We start from the raw sequence: 14,298 nt of genomic DNA, 5'->3' as shown, positions 1-14,298 counted from the left end.
AGCGAGCGATGGCACGTACGACCACGTCCGGCGGGCCCAAGGGCAAGCCCGCGACGCTCGCCCTGGTCGCCCAACGGGCCGGTGTGTCGCCCCAGACGGTGTCCAACGCCCTCAACTCGCCCGATCTGCTGGCCCCTCGGACCCTGGAGCGCGTCCGCAGGGCGATCGAGGAGATGGACTACCGGCCCCATCAGGCCGCTCGTCTGCTGCGCACCCGGTCGAGCCTGCTGATCGGTTACGGAGTCCGGGCCACGCGCGACGGGGTGTCCGGGCTCGTCCTGGACCGCTTCCTGCACGCCCTCTCGGACTCGACCGACCAGGCCGGCTACCGCGTCATGCTGTTCGCCGTGCCCGCCGAGGTCGAGGACGAACCCGCCGCCTACGCCGAGCTGTTACGCGAACGGTCGGTGGACGCCTTCGTGCTGAGCAACACCCACCGGGCCGACCCCCGCCCCCACTGGCTGCGCAAGCGCGGCATCCCCCATGTGTCCTTCGGACGTCCCTGGGGCACCCGCGACCCGGGGGACTGGGTGGACGTCGACGGGGCGCACGGCACCGGCGCCGCCGTCGACCACCTCGCCGCCCTCGGGCACCGCAGGATCGCCTTCCTCGGCTGGCCGAAGGGCTCCGGCGTCGGCGACGACCGGGCGCGGGGCTGGCGGGAGGCGATGGGCCGCCACGGTCTGCCCGTACGCGGACTGCGGGCGGCCTCGCGCAACGATGTCGACGCCGCCCGCGAGGCGGTCGCGGAGATCCTCCCCCTGGGCGTCACCGCCGTGGTGGCGGCGAGCGACACCCTCGCCCTCGGCTGCTACCGGGCGCTGCACGACGCCGGGCTCGCGCCGGGGCGGGACGTCGCCGTCGTCGGATTCGACGACTCGGCCGCCGCCGCGCTGCTGTCCCCGAGCCTGTCCTCACTGCGCCAGCCGCTGGCGGAGGCGGGCCGGGCCTGCACCCGGCTGCTGCTCGCGCGGCTCAAGGACCCGCGAGGGGAGCGCGCCCAGGTCCTGCTGGCACCGGAACTGGTGGTCAGGGCCAGTTCGTCGGCGCCCGCCCCCACGGCGGTCGTCCCCGGCCCCAGGGCGCCGGGCCGAGGGTGAGGGCAGGAGGAGCAGGCAGGCGGTGGGAGGAGGCCGGGGCCGGGACCACGACGCTCAGCCCGGTACCCGAGCGTCGTGGTCCGGGTACCCGGCGCTCCTGGTCATGGTCCGGGCTCTGCGGCACCCTTGCCGTATGAGCACTTCCGCGCAGGCGGCCCCGGAGAGCCGGGAGAGCCGGGAAAACGAGGAGACGGACGTCCGGCGGCACGAACTCGCGGGTTTCCTGCGCAGCCGCCGCGAGCGCATCACCCCCGAACAGGTCGGGCTGGAGCGGGGCAGGCGGCGGCGTACGCCGGGGCTGCGGCGGGAAGAGGTCGCGCAGCTCTCCGCCGTGGGGGTCACCTGGTACACGTGGCTCGAACAGGCGAGACCCATCCAGGTGTCCGCGCAGGTCCTCGACGCCCTCGCCCGCGCCCTGCTGCTCGACAGCGGCGAGCGCGCGCATCTCTTCGCCCTCGCGGCGACCGCCGACCCCGCCCCCGGTACCCCCTGCCCGACCGTCACACCGGCGCTGCGGCAGATGCTGGCAGCGCTGGAGCCGTTCCCGGCCTGCGTGCAGAACAGCCGCTACGACATCCTCGCGTACAACCGCGGCTACGGCGGGCTGCTCTGCGACCTGGACGCGCTGCCGCCGGAGGACCGCAACTGCATGTGGCTCGCCTTCACCAACGACGAGTGGCGCGCCGGGCTCGGGGACCGCGAGGAGACCTGCCGGACGATGGCGGGGAAGTTCCGCGCCTCCATGGCCGAGCATCTGGCGGAGCCGCCCTGGAAGACCCTGCTGGGGCGGTTGCGGGCCGCCTCGCCCGAGTTCCGGGAGTACTGGGAGCGGCACGAGGTGGTGGCGCCGGCGGGGGACCGGACGAAGAGGTTCCGCAATCCCCGGGTGGGGCAGCTGAATCTGGTCCACACCAACCTCTGGCTGGGTCCGGCGTCCGGGCCCCGGCTGATCACCTATGTGCCGGCGGACGAGGAGTCCAGGACCCGGCTGGAGCGGCTTCAGGCGCTGCTGCCCGGGCCCGGCCTCGACCTCGGTCCCGCTCCGGACCCGGTGTCCGCCCTGCCGCCGCTGCCGGTCGCGGCCGGGGGCTGAGCCGCGTCCTTTGCGGGCTCCAGGAGCCGAGCCGTCTCCCGTGCCGTACGGTCCGCCCAGGAGCCGCTGGTCAGCGCGCCCACCAGCAGGACGCTGGCGCCGCAGGCCGTGATGATCCACCAGGCCGGGTGGCTGGCGTCGGTGAAGCCCGTACGGTACGAGGCCGAGCCGACCCGGCTCACCGCCCCGCCCGCCAGCACCGCGCCGATCACCGCGACGCCCAGCGTCTGGCCGATCTGGCGGCTGGTGGAGGCGACGGCCGCCGCGACACCCGCCTGGGAGCGGGGCATGCCGGAGACGGCGGTGTTGGTGATGGGGGCGTTGACCATGCCGAAGCCGATGCCGAACAGGACGTAGCCGGTGAACATCAGCGCCGTGGTCCGCTCCGCGTCGAACGCGGCGAACAGGACACCGCTCGCCGTCATCCCCGTTCCGGCGATCAGCAGGGACAGCCGCGGGCCGCGGTTGCCGACCAGCCTCCCCGAGAGCGGCGCGCAGACGAACGTCATGGCGGCCATCGGGAGCATGTAGAGCCCGGCGTGCAGCGCGGAGAGCCCCCGTACGTTCTGCAGATAGAGCGTGTTGAGGAAGAGGAAGCCGCCCAGCGCCGCGAAGGCGCACACGGCGATGACGGTCGCCCCGCTGAACGGCGCGCTGCGGAAGAACCGCAGGTCGATCAGGGGTTCGGCGCGCCTCGGCTCGTACAGGAGGAGCCCGGCGAGACAGAGCACCGTGACGGCGACGAAGGAGATGATCAGCGGGGAGGTCAGGCCGGCCGCGGGCGCCTCGATGATCGCGTAGGTCAGCGCGCCCAGCACCCCGATGACCAGCAGCTGGCCCACGGGGTCGGGGCGGCGGGGCTTGGGGGCGCGGGACTCGGGGACGTAGCGCCAGGTCAGCAGCAGGGCAGCGACCCCGATCGGCAGATTGATCCAGAAGATCGACCGCCAGCCCACGGAGTCCACCAGCAGGCCGCCGATCAGCGGTCCCGCCGCCATCGAGATCCCCACGACGGCCCCCCAGACCCCGATGGCACGGGCTCGCTCGCGGGGTCCGGTGAAGGTGTTGGTGATGATCGACATCGCGACGGGGTTGAGCATCGAACCGCCGACGGCCTGCACCATCCGGAAGGCGACGAGCGATTCGAGGTTCGGCGCGACGGAGCAGAGCGCCGAGCCGAGCGTGAACAGGACGAGGCCGGTCTTGAAGACCCTGCGCCGGCCGATCCGGTCGGCCGTGGAGCCCGAGAGCATCAGCAGGGAGGCGAGCACGAGCGTGTACGCGTCGATGGTCCACTGCAGCCCGGAGACGGAGGCGTGCAACTCTCTCTGCATGACCGGCAGGGCGACATTGAGGATGGTGTTGTCGAGGCTGACGATGAGCAGGCTCATGCAGCAGATCGCCAAAACCAGCAGTTTCCGTCGATGGCTCAGCTCAGGCATGCGTTGATAGTACGACTAACTAACAACATTCTCCGTGGGGGACAATGGCTTCATGACCGCTCCGCTCACGGCCACCCGTCCGGCCGCTCTCCCGGCCGCCCCGCTCGCCATCGGCCCGTACACCGTTCAGCCTCCGGTGGTGCTCGCCCCGATGGCCGGGATCACCAACGCCCCCTTCCGGACGCTGTGCAGGGAGTTCGCCGAAGGCGGTCGGGCATCGTCCCAGGGGCGCCCGCCGGGGGCCGGCGGGGGCAAGGGGCTGTTCGTCAGCGAGATGATCACCACCCGGGCCCTGGTCGAGCGCAATGAGAAGACCATGCAGCTCATCCACTTCGACGCGACCGAGACCCCCCGCTCGATCCAGCTGTACGGGGTGGACCCGGTCACCGTCGGCAAGGCCGTCCGCATGATCGTGGACGAGGACCTCGCCGACCACATCGACCTGAACTTCGGCTGCCCGGTGCCCAAGGTGACCCGCAGGGGCGGCGGCTCGGCCCTCCCGTACAAGCGGCCCCTGCTGCGGGCGATCCTGCGCGAGGCCGTGTCGAACGCCGGGGACCTGCCGGTCACCATGAAGATGCGCAAGGGCATCGACGACGACCACCTCACCTTCCTCGACGCCGGACGCATCGCGGTCGAGGAGGGGGTGACGGCGATCGCGCTGCACGGCAGGACCGCCGCCCAGCACTACGGCGGCACCGCCGACTGGGACGCCATCGCGCGGCTCAAGGAACACGTCCCGGAGATCCCGGTCCTCGGCAACGGCGACATCTGGTCGGCGGACGACGCCCTGCGGATGGTCCGCGCGACCGGCTGCGACGGGGTGGTCGTGGGGCGCGGCTGTCTGGGCCGGCCCTGGCTGTTCGCCGACCTGGTCGCCGCCTTCGAGGGGACGGGGACGGTGGCGGCGCCGACGCTGCGCGAGGTCGCCGTCGTCATGCGCCGCCACGCGCAGCTGCTGGGGGAGTGGATTGGGGACGAGGCCCGCGGGGTGATCGACTTCCGCAAGCACGTGGCCTGGTACCTGAAGGGCTTCTCGGTGGGTTCGGCGCTCCGCAAGCAGCTGGCGGTCACCTCGTCGCTCGCCGAGCTGGACGAGCTGATGGGCGGCCTCGATCTGGACCAGCCGTGGCCGGACGGCGCGGACGGACCGCGCGGCCGCACCTCGGGCAACAACCGGGTGGCGCTGCCGGACGGCTGGCTGAAGGACCCGTACGACTGCGCGGGTATCGGCGCCGACGCGGAGCTGGACACGTCCGGCGGCTGAACGGACCGGCTGAACGGAACGGCCGGGAGGCCCGGCGCGCGGGCGGCCGGCCGGTCGAGAAGCCGGGCCGTCGGTCGCGGTCGGTCGAGAAGCCGGGCGGCCGGGGCGGCGCCGGTCACCCCCGCCCCGCGCGCTCCGTCACGTCGGGGCCCGCCCGGCGGGCCAGCGGCGCCGCCGCCGCCGAGTTGCTGACGCCGAAGGCGACACTGCCCGCCCGGTAGCGGTCCTCGGTCCACTCGATGGGCCGGCCCGCGGCCGTGTTCGTCAGATGGCGCTGGCGCAGCAGCGGGCTGCCCCGGCGCACCCGCAGCAGCCGGGCGTCCTCGCTGCCCGCAGCGACCGCGTCGATGAGGTGCTCGCCGTAGTGGGCCACCACCCCGGCGTGCTCGGCGAGGCTGTCCATGATCGACACGACATCGTCGGGCAGCGCGCGCACCACCGGCGCCACCCACTCCGTGTACGCGGTGCGTTCCACCATCACCGGCTCGCCGTCCAGCCGGCGCAGCCGCACCACGTACAGCACCTCGCTGCCGGGGGCCACTCCCAGCCGGGACGACTCCTCCGCGGTCGCGGGCCTGCTCGTACGGCTGAGGATGCGGCCGGCCACCTCGTACCCCATGGCCTGCCCCCACTGGGCGAAGCTGTTGAGCTGCTCGAAGCTGTGCCGGCGCTCCTGCCGCAGGACCACCCGCCGCGCCCCCTGCCGGGAGCCGATCAGACCGTCCGAGACGAGCAGCCCGACGGCCTGGCGCACCGTGCCGCGCGAGGCGGACCAGCGGGCGGCCAGATCGCTTTCCGAGGGCAGCTTGGCGCCCACCGGATACTCGCCGCTCAGGATCGCCCGGCGCAGTGCCTCCGCGATCTCCAGATAGCGCGAACCGCTCACCCCGGCCCCCTCGCGTCCCTCATGGGTCCATCCTTGCGCAAGTCCTGAACTGTGCGCAGGTGTACCGAATAGTCGATGGCTTGCCCTTCACTGTATCCACCCGGTGGGCCGTCGGCGGACACCCGTTGTAGCTCCCCTTGTACGCCCTGTCGATCGCGGTTACGCTCCAACGTGCCGTGTTGATCAGGGGGTTGTGGGTGCTTTTGTCTTCCCTCTGCCGTGCGGTGACAGACATCAGGCGTTAACTGACCGGACACCTGAGTCGGGCGAACTGATGCCAGCTTGTATGAACAAGTTCCTGCTTCGGGGCCCGCCTCGGCGCCCCTTTTCGCCTCCGGGAGACACCGCGTGACCCGATACCGTTCCCGCGCCAACGGCAGACTCGTCGCCGCCCTGGCGCTCGGCACCGCCGCCCTCACCACCCTCTCCGCCTGTGGCGCTGCGCCCGAGGAGGACACCTCGTCCGCCGCCACCGCCACCTCGGCCGCCGACCTCGGCGGGCTGAAGGAACTGGTCGCCGCCGCCGAGAAGGAGGGCACCCTCAACGCCATCGCACTGCCGCCGGACTGGGCCAACTACGGCGAGGTCATCAAGGCGTTCGAGGCCAGGTACAAGGTCAAGGTCAGCGTCGAGAACCCCGACGCCTCCAGCTCCGACGAGATATCCGCCGTCAAGTCCCGCAAGGGACAGAAGCGCGCCCCCGACGTCCTCGACCTCGGTATCGCCTTCGCCCGCAGCGGCGCCGCCGAGAAGCTGTTCGCGCCGTACAAGGTCGAGGCGTGGGACAGCATTCCGGACTCCCAGAAGGAGAAGGACGGGCTCTGGTTCAACGACTACGGCGGCTATGTCTCCATCGGCTGCGACGCGGCCAGGATCAAGACCTGCCCGGAGACCTTCGCCGATCTCCTCAAGCCCGAGTACAAGGGCAAGGTGGCGCTCAACGGCAATCCCACCAAGGCGGGTTCGGCCTTCGGCGGGGTGTACGCGGCGTCCCTGGCCAACAAGGGCTCCTTCGGGGACATCCAGCCCGGCATCGACTTCTTCGGCAAGCTGAAGAAGAGCGGCAACTTCATCCCCGTCGAGTCCACCCCGGCCACCGTCGAGAAGGGCGAGACGCCCATCAGCATCGACTGGGACTACCTCAACGCCGGCTACGCCGACCAGTTCAAGGGCAAGGGCGTCGACTGGAAGGTCGCCGTCCCGAGCGACGGCGTCTACGCGCAGTACTACTCGCAGGCCATCAACAAGGAGGCGCCCCACCCGGCCGCCGCCCGCCTGTGGATGGAGTTCCTCTACAGCGCCGAGGGCCAGAACCTCTGGCTCAAGGGGTACGCCCGCCCCGTGCTGCTGCCCTCCATGACCACGGAAGGCACCGCCGACAAGTCCTTCGTCACCAAGCTGCCCGCCGTCGAGGGGACGCCGACCTTCCCGACCTCCGAGGAGCTGGACAAGGCCAACGCCGACCTCGCCGAGAACTGGGACAAGGCCGTCTCCTGATGACAGCCGCTCCCACCACGAGGCCCGCCGCCGGACGCACCGCGCGGGCCGCCCGCAAGCGGCCCGGAGCGTCGCGCGTCTGGCTCGGCGCTCTCCCGCTGCTCGTCTTCGCCGCAGTGTGCTTCGGACTGCCGGTCGGCGCCCTGCTGTACGGGGCGCTGACCCGCGACGACCCGGCGACCGGCGCCACCACCGTGACCGGGGAACACCTCCAGCGCTCGCTCCAGGGCCCCTACCTCACCTCCCTCGCCGGCAGCGTCCAGCTCTCCGCGCTGACCGCCGTGATCGGCACGGTCCTCGGCGTGCTGATCGCCCAGGCCGTCGTCACCTCGCGCGGCGGGGCGCTGCGCGACGCGGTGCTCACCGCCTCCGGTGTGCTCGCCAACTTCGGCGGGATTCCCCTGGCGTTCGCGTTCGTCGCGACCCTCGGCATCTCCGGCGTGGTCACCCGGATCGGCCGGCTCGACAGCCTCGGCTGGAACCTCTACTCCTTCACCGGGCTCGCCGTCATCTACCTCTACTTCCTGGTCCCGCTGATGGTGCTCGTCATCATCCCGGCGCTCGACGGGCTGCGCCCGCAGTGGCGCGAGGCCGCGCGGAACGCCGGGGCCACCGCCTGGCAGTTCTGGCGCCACGTCGGGGTGCCGGTCCTCGCGCCCTCGCTGCTCGGCGGGTTCGTGCTGCTGTTCGGCAGCGCCTTCGCCGCGCACGCCACCGCCGCCGCCCTGGTCGGCGGGTCCGTCCCGCTGGTCACCCTGAAGATCGCGGACGCCCTCTCCGGCAACGTCCTGGTCGGTCAGGAGAACGTGGCGCTCGCGCTGAGCCTCGACATGATCGTGATCGCCGGACTGGTGATGGCGGTCTATCTGCCCCTCCAGCGACGGAGTTCCCGATGGCTGCACTGACCCCGACCGCCACCGAGGCCCCCGGACGGACCCCCCGGCGGACACCGGGCGGCACGGCCGTACGGGCGCGGCGCCGCCCCCGGGTCTGGCGCGGCGCCGTGCTGGCCCTGGCCGGGATCTACTTCGTCGTCCCGCTGCTGTCCTCGTTCGTCTTCACCGTGCACATCCCGAACCAGGGCTTCTCCCTCGCCGCGTACACCGGGATCCTCTCCGCCGACGGCTTCGTCCGGAGCCTGCTGCTCTCGCTCGGACTGGCCGCAGCGACCATCGCGCTCGCCCTGCTGCTCGCCGTCCCGGCGCTGGTGGCGGTGCGGCTCGGGGCGCCGAGGCTGCGGCCCGTGGTCGAGATCGTCTGCATGATGCCCCTGGTGGTGCCGCCGATCGCGCTGGTCACCGGGGTGACCACGGTGCTGCGCTGGGGGCCCGACCATCTCTCCCGCACCCCGCTCTACCAGACCTTCCTGGCCGTGCAGAACGAGTCCTTCCCGGTGATCCTCGTCCTCGCGTACACCGTGCTGGCGCTGCCGTTCGTCTACCGCTCACTGGACGCCGGGCTGCGCGCCGTCGACGTACCGACCCTGGTGGAGGCCGCGCGCAACTGCGGGGCGAGCCGGTTCCAGGTGCTGTGGCGGGTCGTGCTGCCCAATCTGCGTTCCTCGCTGGCCGGCGCCGCCTTCCTCACCCTGGCGCTGGTGCTCGGCGAGTACACGATCGCCTCGCTGCTGGGCTTCCGGCCCTTCGCGGTGTGGATCGTGTCCGTCTCGGGCGCCGAGGCGCGGATGTCGGTGGCGGTCTCCCTGCTCAGCCTGCTGATCACCTGGGCGCTGCTGCTCGCCCTGTCGCGCGCCGGCACCCGCGCCGTCGCCGCGACGCCCGCCCCGCCCGCCCCCTCCGTTCCCGGCAAGGAGTAGCCGCCCCATGTCATCCCTCTCCACCACGACCGCCCGGCGGCCGGAGGAGACCGGCGCCACCGGCGCCCTCGTCGAATTCCGTTCCCTGCGCCGGGCCTTCGGGCCCACGGTCGCCCTCGACGGCCTGGATCTGACGGCCCGGCCCGGTGAACTGCTCGCCCTGCTCGGCCCGTCCGGCTGCGGCAAGACCACCGCGCTGCGGGTCCTCGCGGGCTTCGAGCAGCCGGACTCGGGCGAGGTGCTGGTGGACGGCGAGGACATCACCCTCGTACCGGCCAACCGGCGCGACGCGGGCATGGTCTTCCAGTCCTACAGCCTCTTCCCGCATCTGAACGCCCGCGACAACGTCGCCTTCGGGCTGCGGGTACGGAAGGTGCCGGCCGCCGAGCGGCACACGCGCGCGGCCGAACTCCTCGACCTGGTCGGGCTGCCCGAGCACGGCGACCGCTACCCGCACCAGATGTCCGGCGGCCAGCAGCAGCGCGTCGCGCTCGCCCGCGCGCTGGCCCTGCGCCCGCGGGTGCTGCTGCTCGACGAACCGCTGTCGGCACTCGATGCCAAGGTCCGGCTGACGCTGCGCGAGGAGATCCGCAGGCTCCAGCTCTCGCTGGGGATCACCACGATCTTCGTCACGCACGACCAGGAGGAGGCGCTCTCCATGGCCGACCGGGTGGCCGTGCTCAACGCGGGGCGGCTCGAACAGTGCGCGCCGCCCGCCGAGTTGTACGAGCGGCCCGCCACCGCCTTCGTGGCCGAGTTCGTCGGCACGATGAACCGGCTGCCGGGCCGGCGCGCGGACGGCGGCCGGATCGAGGTCGCCGGGCTGACACTGCCCGTGGACGGCGAGATCCCGGCGGCCGGGGAGCTGGAGGTGCTGATCCGGCCGGAGAACGTGCTGGCCACCCCCGATCCGGCCGGCCACGCCACGGTCGTCTCCGCGGCCTTCTTCGGGTCGGTCACCCGAGTGCTGCTCGACCTGCCGGGCGGCGGCTCCGTCCACTGCGACGTGCCGTCGCGCGACGCCGGCGAACTGGTGCCGGGGGTGCGGGCGCGGGTCGAGCCGGCGCCCCGGCCGGTGCTGGTGGTGCCGGCCGCGGGCGGGGGCGCGTGAGCGCCCCCACGCCGCCGGGGCGGCACGCGTCCCCGGCAGCCGTCCTCTTCGACATGGACGGCACCCTGGTGGACACCGAGGTGCTCTGGTGGGAGACCGCCGAGGAGGTCGCGGCCGGTCTCGGCCACCGGCTCACCGACGCGGACGCGCCGGAGGTCGTCGGCCGGGCCGTCGCCGACACGGCCGCTCATCTGATCCGGGTCACGGGCGCGGCCGACCGGGACAAGGCCGCCGCCGAACTCGCCGCCTCCTTCTTCCGGCGGGTGGCGGCGGGGGCTCCGCCGCGCCCCGGCGCCCGCCGGCTGCTGGCCGAGCTGGAGCGGGCGCGGGTGCCGTTCGCGCTGGTGAGCGCTTCGCCGAGGAGCGTCGTGGACTCGGTGGTCGGCGGCTCGCTCGCCGATGTGCCGTTCGCCTTCACGCTCTCGGCCGACGACACCGTACGGACCAAGCCGCACCCCGATCCGTACCGCGCCGCCGCCGGACGGTTCGGAGCCGCGCCCGGCGCGTGCGTCGCGGTGGAGGACTCGCCGGACGGCACGGCGTCCGCCGCGGCGGCGGGATGCCCGGTGCTGGTGGTCCCCTCACTGCTGCCGGTCGGTCCCGGAAGCGGGCGGTACTTCGCGCGGAGCCTGGAGGACGTGGACCTCGGGGTGCTCCGCGCCTGCGCCGAACGGGCGTGATTATCGCCACGTTTGATTTGAGCGAAGCTCAGATGAGCGGATCAAGGGCGATTGCATCTCTGGAAGGGGTGGCACTGCGTGCCACCCCTTCCGTGTTCAACTCGTGTAATCAAGCATCACCGACTCCGCTCGTATGAGCGTTTTCCGTCATGGTCGGGTCATCTCCGCTTCGAGGTGTGAAGCGGGCCGCCCCCGACGGCCGGGCGCTCCGTCCTTTCGATCCGTCGGCGGACGGGTGGTCCATGCCGTATGACAGTCAAGTGGCCGTACCGAGCCGCCTTCGATCTGGGTATGTTCCTCGCCGTCAGGGCAGCCACCGCGTCGTCGAGGAGTCGAGACCCGTGTCGGAAAACAGCGATCCCCACGCAGCCCCTTCCGCGAAGTACGTTTACGACTTCACCGAGGGCAACAAGGATCTGAAGCACCTCCTCGGCGGCAAGGGCGCCAACCTCGCGGAGATGACCAACCTCGGCCTGCCCGTCCCTCCGGGCTTCACCATCACCACCGAGGCGTGCAACATCTACCTCGACACCGGCAGCGAACCGGCCGCGCTGCGCGACGAGGTCAGTGCCCATCTGGACGCCCTCGAAGAGCGGATGGGCAAGCGGCTCGGCCGGGCGGAGGACCCGCTGCTGGTCTCCGTACGCTCCGGGGCCAAGTTCTCCATGCCGGGCATGATGGACACCGTCCTCAACGTGGGTCTCTCCGACGCCTCGGTGGCCGGTCTCGCCGCCCAGGCGGGGGACGAGCGGTTCGCCTGGGACTCGTACCGCCGGCTCATCCAGATGTTCGGCAGAACCGTCCTCGGGGTGGACGGCGAGCACTTCGAGGAGGCGCTGGAGGAGGCCAAGCGGGCCAAGGGCGCCGCCACCGACGTGGAGCTGGCGGTCGCCGACCTCAAGAAGCTGGTCACGCGGTTCAAGGAGATCGTCTCCGCGGAAACGGGCCGCGACTTCCCGCAGGACCCGCGCGCCCAGATGGATCTCGCGATCCGCTCCGTCTTCGAGTCCTGGAACACCGACCGCGCCAAGCTCTACCGCCGTCAGGAGCGCATCCCCGGCGACCTCGGCACCGCCGTCACCATCTGTTCCATGGTCTTCGGCAACCTCGGCCCCGACTCGGGTACGGGCGTCGCCTTCACCCGCGACCCCGCCAGCGGCCACCAGGGCGTGTACGGCGACTACCTCCAGAACGCCCAGGGCGAGGACGTCGTCGCCGGCATCCGCAACACCGTGGCGCTCGCCGACCTGGAGACCGTCGACAAGAAGTCGTACGACGAGCTGCTGTCCATCATGGCGACCCTGGAGACGCACTACCGGGACCTGTGCGACATCGAGTTCACCATCGAGCGCGGCCGTCTCTGGATGCTCCAGACCCGCGTCGGCAAGCGCACGGCCGGCGCCGCCTTCCGGATCGCCACCCAACTCGTCGACCAGGGGCTGATCGACGAGGCCGAGGCGCTCCAGCGCGTCACCGGGGCGCAGCTCGCGCAGCTGATGTTCCCCCGGTTCGACGACCACACCGAGCGCGAGCTGCTCGGGCGCGGCATCGCCGCCTCACCGGGCGCCGCCGTCGGCAAGGCCGTCTTCGACTCGTACACCGCGATCAAGTGGTCCCGGTCCGGCGAGAAAGTCATCCTCGTCCGCCGCGAGACCAACCCCGACGACCTGGACGGCATGATCGCCGCCGAGGCCATCCTCACCTCGCGCGGCGGCAAGACCTCGCACGCGGCCGTCGTGGCGCGCGGTATGGGCAAGACCTGTGTGTGCGGCGCCGAGGAGCTGGAGGTCGACACCAAGGCCCGGCGGCTGACGGTGGGTTCGACCGTCATCGAGGAGGGCGACGTCCTGTCCATCGACGGCTCGACCGGCAAGGTCTACCTCGGCGAGGTCCCCGTCGTCCCGTCGCCCGTGGTCGAGTACTTCGAGGGCCGGATGCACGCGGGCGCCGAGGAGGCCGACGAACTGGTCGGCGCCGTCCACCGGATGATGGCGTACGCGGACCGCCGCCGCCGGCTGCGGGTGCGCGCCAACGCCGACAACGCCGAGGACGCCCTGCGCGCCCGCCGGTTCGGCGCGCAGGGCATCGGACTGTGCCGTACGGAGCACATGTTCCTCGGCGAGCGCCGCGCGATGGTCGAGAAGCTGATCCTCGCGGACACCGACGAGGAGCGCGAACAGGCCCTCGGGGAGCTGCTGCCCCTCCAGAAGAAGGACTTCACCGAGCTGTTCGAGGCCATGGACGGGCTGCCGGTCACGGTCCGGCTGCTCGACCCGCCGCTCCACGAGTTCCTGCCCGACATCACGGAACTGTCGGTACGGGTCGCCCTCGCCGAGGCGCGCAAGGACCACAACGAGAACGATCTGCGGCTCCTCCAGGCCGTCCACAAGCTCCACGAGCAGAACCCGATGCTCGGGCTGCGCGGGGTCCGCCTCGGTCTGGTCATCCCCGGCCTCTTCGCCATGCAGGTACGGGCCATCGCGGAGGCCAGCGCCGCGCGCGTCGACGCCAAGGGCGACCCGCGCGCGGAGATCATGATCCCGCTGGTCGGCACGGTCCAGGAGCTGGAGATCGTGCGCGACGAGGCGGAAGGGGTCATCGCCGAGGTCGAGCGGGCCACCGGCACCCGGCTCAAGCTGGCGCTCGGTACGATGATCGAGCTGCCGCGCGCCGCGCTGACCGCCGGGCAGATCGCGGAGGCCGCCGAGTTCTTCTCGTTCGGCACGAACGACCTCACGCAGACCGTCTGGGGCTTCTCCCGGGACGACGTGGAGGCGAGCTTCTTCACGGCCTACCTGGAGAAGGGCATCTTCGGCGTCTCGCCGTTCGAGACCATCGACCGGGACGGCGTCGGCGCGCTCGTGCGCAGCGCGGCCGAGGCGGGCCGCGCCACCCGGCCGGGGCTGAAACTGGGCGTGTGCGGCGAGCACGGCGGCGACCCGGAGTCGGTGCACTTCTTCCACGAGGTGGGGCTCGACTACGTCTCCTGCTCGCCCTTCCGCATCCCGGTGGCACGGCTGGAGGCGGGCCGCGCGGCGGCGGCCGGCCACGGCGGCAGCGACTCGCGCTAAGGGCTGTCCCGTTCACCCCTCCCGTCCGGAACGTGCCGGACGGCCCGGACACCGGGTCCTTACGGCGGGTCCATCCCTGACCCTCGCCGGAGCCGCCGTGAGGACCCGGGCACAGCGAAGGGGCGGACGCCTCGTGCGGAGGCGTCCGCCCCTTCGCCATGGGCCCACACGATTTTCCACCGCGCCTCCGGAAAGAAACCGGGGAGTGCGGCCGGTGGATCCCCACCCACCGGCCGCACTCCATTACGCGAGCCGGGCACGGAGCCGCACCTGGACCGACCGCCGCCGAGCGAGCAAAGCCCCCCACGGCCTTCACTGCGCCTATTCGGTGGTTC

11 protein-coding genes are annotated in these 14,298 nt (G+C 72.2%); 9 read left to right on the top strand and 2 right to left on the bottom strand.

Features of this window, described 5'->3' with window-relative positions:
* Positions 1-8: 8 nt before the first annotated feature.
* Both ACFY6S_RS10590 and ACFY6S_RS10585 read left to right on the top strand, forming a co-directional pair.
* Positions 9-1,100, top strand: a complete 1,092-nt coding sequence (locus ACFY6S_RS10590) for a LacI family DNA-binding transcriptional regulator (protein ID WP_388821501.1) — start codon at positions 9-11, stop codon at positions 1,098-1,100.
* Positions 1,101-1,233: 133 nt separating this feature from the next.
* The gene (locus tag ACFY6S_RS10585) at positions 1,234-2,193 is read left to right on the top strand and encodes a helix-turn-helix domain-containing protein (protein WP_388821498.1); all 960 of its coding nucleotides are present in this window, start codon (positions 1,234-1,236) and stop codon (positions 2,191-2,193) included.
* On the opposite strand, the gene ACFY6S_RS10580 is transcribed toward ACFY6S_RS10585, so the two are convergent.
* Positions 2,100-3,635: an MFS transporter gene (locus tag ACFY6S_RS10580; RefSeq protein WP_388821495.1), complete on the bottom strand. Its 1,536-nt coding sequence runs from the start codon at positions 3,633-3,635 to the stop codon at positions 2,100-2,102. The genes ACFY6S_RS10585 and ACFY6S_RS10580 overlap by 94 nt on opposite strands.
* 52 nt (positions 3,636-3,687) lie before the next feature.
* On the opposite strand from ACFY6S_RS10580, the gene dusB reads away from it, so the two are divergent.
* Positions 3,688-4,902, top strand: coding sequence for a tRNA dihydrouridine synthase DusB (dusB, locus tag ACFY6S_RS10575; protein ID WP_388821492.1), 1,215 nt, complete (start codon positions 3,688-3,690; stop codon positions 4,900-4,902).
* A gap of 115 nt (positions 4,903-5,017) precedes the next feature.
* Here the strand turns inward: dusB and ACFY6S_RS10570 are convergent, their stop codons facing one another.
* Positions 5,018-5,788: a GntR family transcriptional regulator gene (locus ACFY6S_RS10570; protein WP_388821489.1), complete on the bottom strand. Its 771-nt coding sequence runs from the start codon at positions 5,786-5,788 to the stop codon at positions 5,018-5,020.
* A 348-nt stretch (positions 5,789-6,136) separates the two neighbouring features.
* Between ACFY6S_RS10570 and ACFY6S_RS10565 the strand changes: the two genes are divergently transcribed.
* The 6 genes from ACFY6S_RS10565 to ppdK all read left to right on the top strand — a co-directional run bounded on the left by ACFY6S_RS10565 (position 6,137) and on the right by ppdK (position 13,963).
* On the top strand, positions 6,137-7,285 hold the full coding sequence (locus ACFY6S_RS10565) for an ABC transporter substrate-binding protein (protein ID WP_388821486.1): 1,149 nt from the start codon (positions 6,137-6,139) through the stop codon (positions 7,283-7,285).
* The gene (locus tag ACFY6S_RS10560; RefSeq protein WP_388821483.1) at positions 7,285-8,190 is read left to right on the top strand and encodes an ABC transporter permease; all 906 of its coding nucleotides are present in this window, start codon (positions 7,285-7,287) and stop codon (positions 8,188-8,190) included. The genes ACFY6S_RS10565 and ACFY6S_RS10560 overlap by 1 nt, the downstream gene beginning before the upstream one ends.
* Complete coding sequence (locus tag ACFY6S_RS10555; RefSeq protein ID WP_388821480.1) at positions 8,178-9,101, top strand: ABC transporter permease; 924 nt, start codon at positions 8,178-8,180, stop codon at positions 9,099-9,101. Before ACFY6S_RS10560 ends, ACFY6S_RS10555 begins: the two co-directional genes overlap by 13 nt.
* A gap of 7 nt (positions 9,102-9,108) precedes the next feature.
* Entirely contained in the window at positions 9,109-10,212 is a 1,104-nt protein-coding gene (locus ACFY6S_RS10550; RefSeq protein ID WP_388821477.1) for an ABC transporter ATP-binding protein, read from the top strand.
* A complete protein-coding gene (locus ACFY6S_RS10545; RefSeq protein WP_388821474.1) occupies positions 10,209-10,892 on the top strand; it encodes an HAD family hydrolase in 684 nt (227 codons plus the stop codon). The genes ACFY6S_RS10550 and ACFY6S_RS10545 overlap by 4 nt, the downstream gene beginning before the upstream one ends.
* Before the next feature lie 341 nt (positions 10,893-11,233).
* Positions 11,234-13,963, top strand: a complete 2,730-nt coding sequence (gene ppdK / locus ACFY6S_RS10540; protein ID WP_388821471.1) for a pyruvate, phosphate dikinase — start codon at positions 11,234-11,236, stop codon at positions 13,961-13,963.
* The last annotated feature ends 335 nt before the right edge of the window (positions 13,964-14,298 follow it).

Origin of the sequence: Streptomyces sp. NPDC012835, assembly GCF_042900885.1 — a bacterium.
In the GTDB taxonomy this organism is placed as follows: domain Bacteria; phylum Actinomycetota; class Actinomycetes; order Streptomycetales; family Streptomycetaceae; genus Streptomyces.
This window is presented reverse-complemented; position numbering and strand designations above follow the sequence as displayed.

Coding starts and splice junctions, on each gene's coding strand:
- ACFY6S_RS10555 (WP_388821480.1), top strand. CDS start 8,178: ATGGCTGCACTGACCCCGACCGCCACCGAGGCCCCCGGACGGACCCCC.
- ACFY6S_RS10580 (WP_388821495.1), bottom strand. CDS start 3,635: ATGCCTGAGCTGAGCCATCGACGGAAACTGCTGGTTTTGGCGATCTGC.
- ACFY6S_RS10585 (WP_388821498.1), top strand. CDS start 1,234: ATGAGCACTTCCGCGCAGGCGGCCCCGGAGAGCCGGGAGAGCCGGGAA.
- ACFY6S_RS10560 (WP_388821483.1), top strand. CDS start 7,285: ATGACAGCCGCTCCCACCACGAGGCCCGCCGCCGGACGCACCGCGCGG.
- ACFY6S_RS10550 (WP_388821477.1), top strand. CDS start 9,109: ATGTCATCCCTCTCCACCACGACCGCCCGGCGGCCGGAGGAGACCGGC.
- dusB (WP_388821492.1), top strand. CDS start 3,688: ATGACCGCTCCGCTCACGGCCACCCGTCCGGCCGCTCTCCCGGCCGCC.
- ACFY6S_RS10590 (WP_388821501.1), top strand. CDS start 9: ATGGCACGTACGACCACGTCCGGCGGGCCCAAGGGCAAGCCCGCGACG.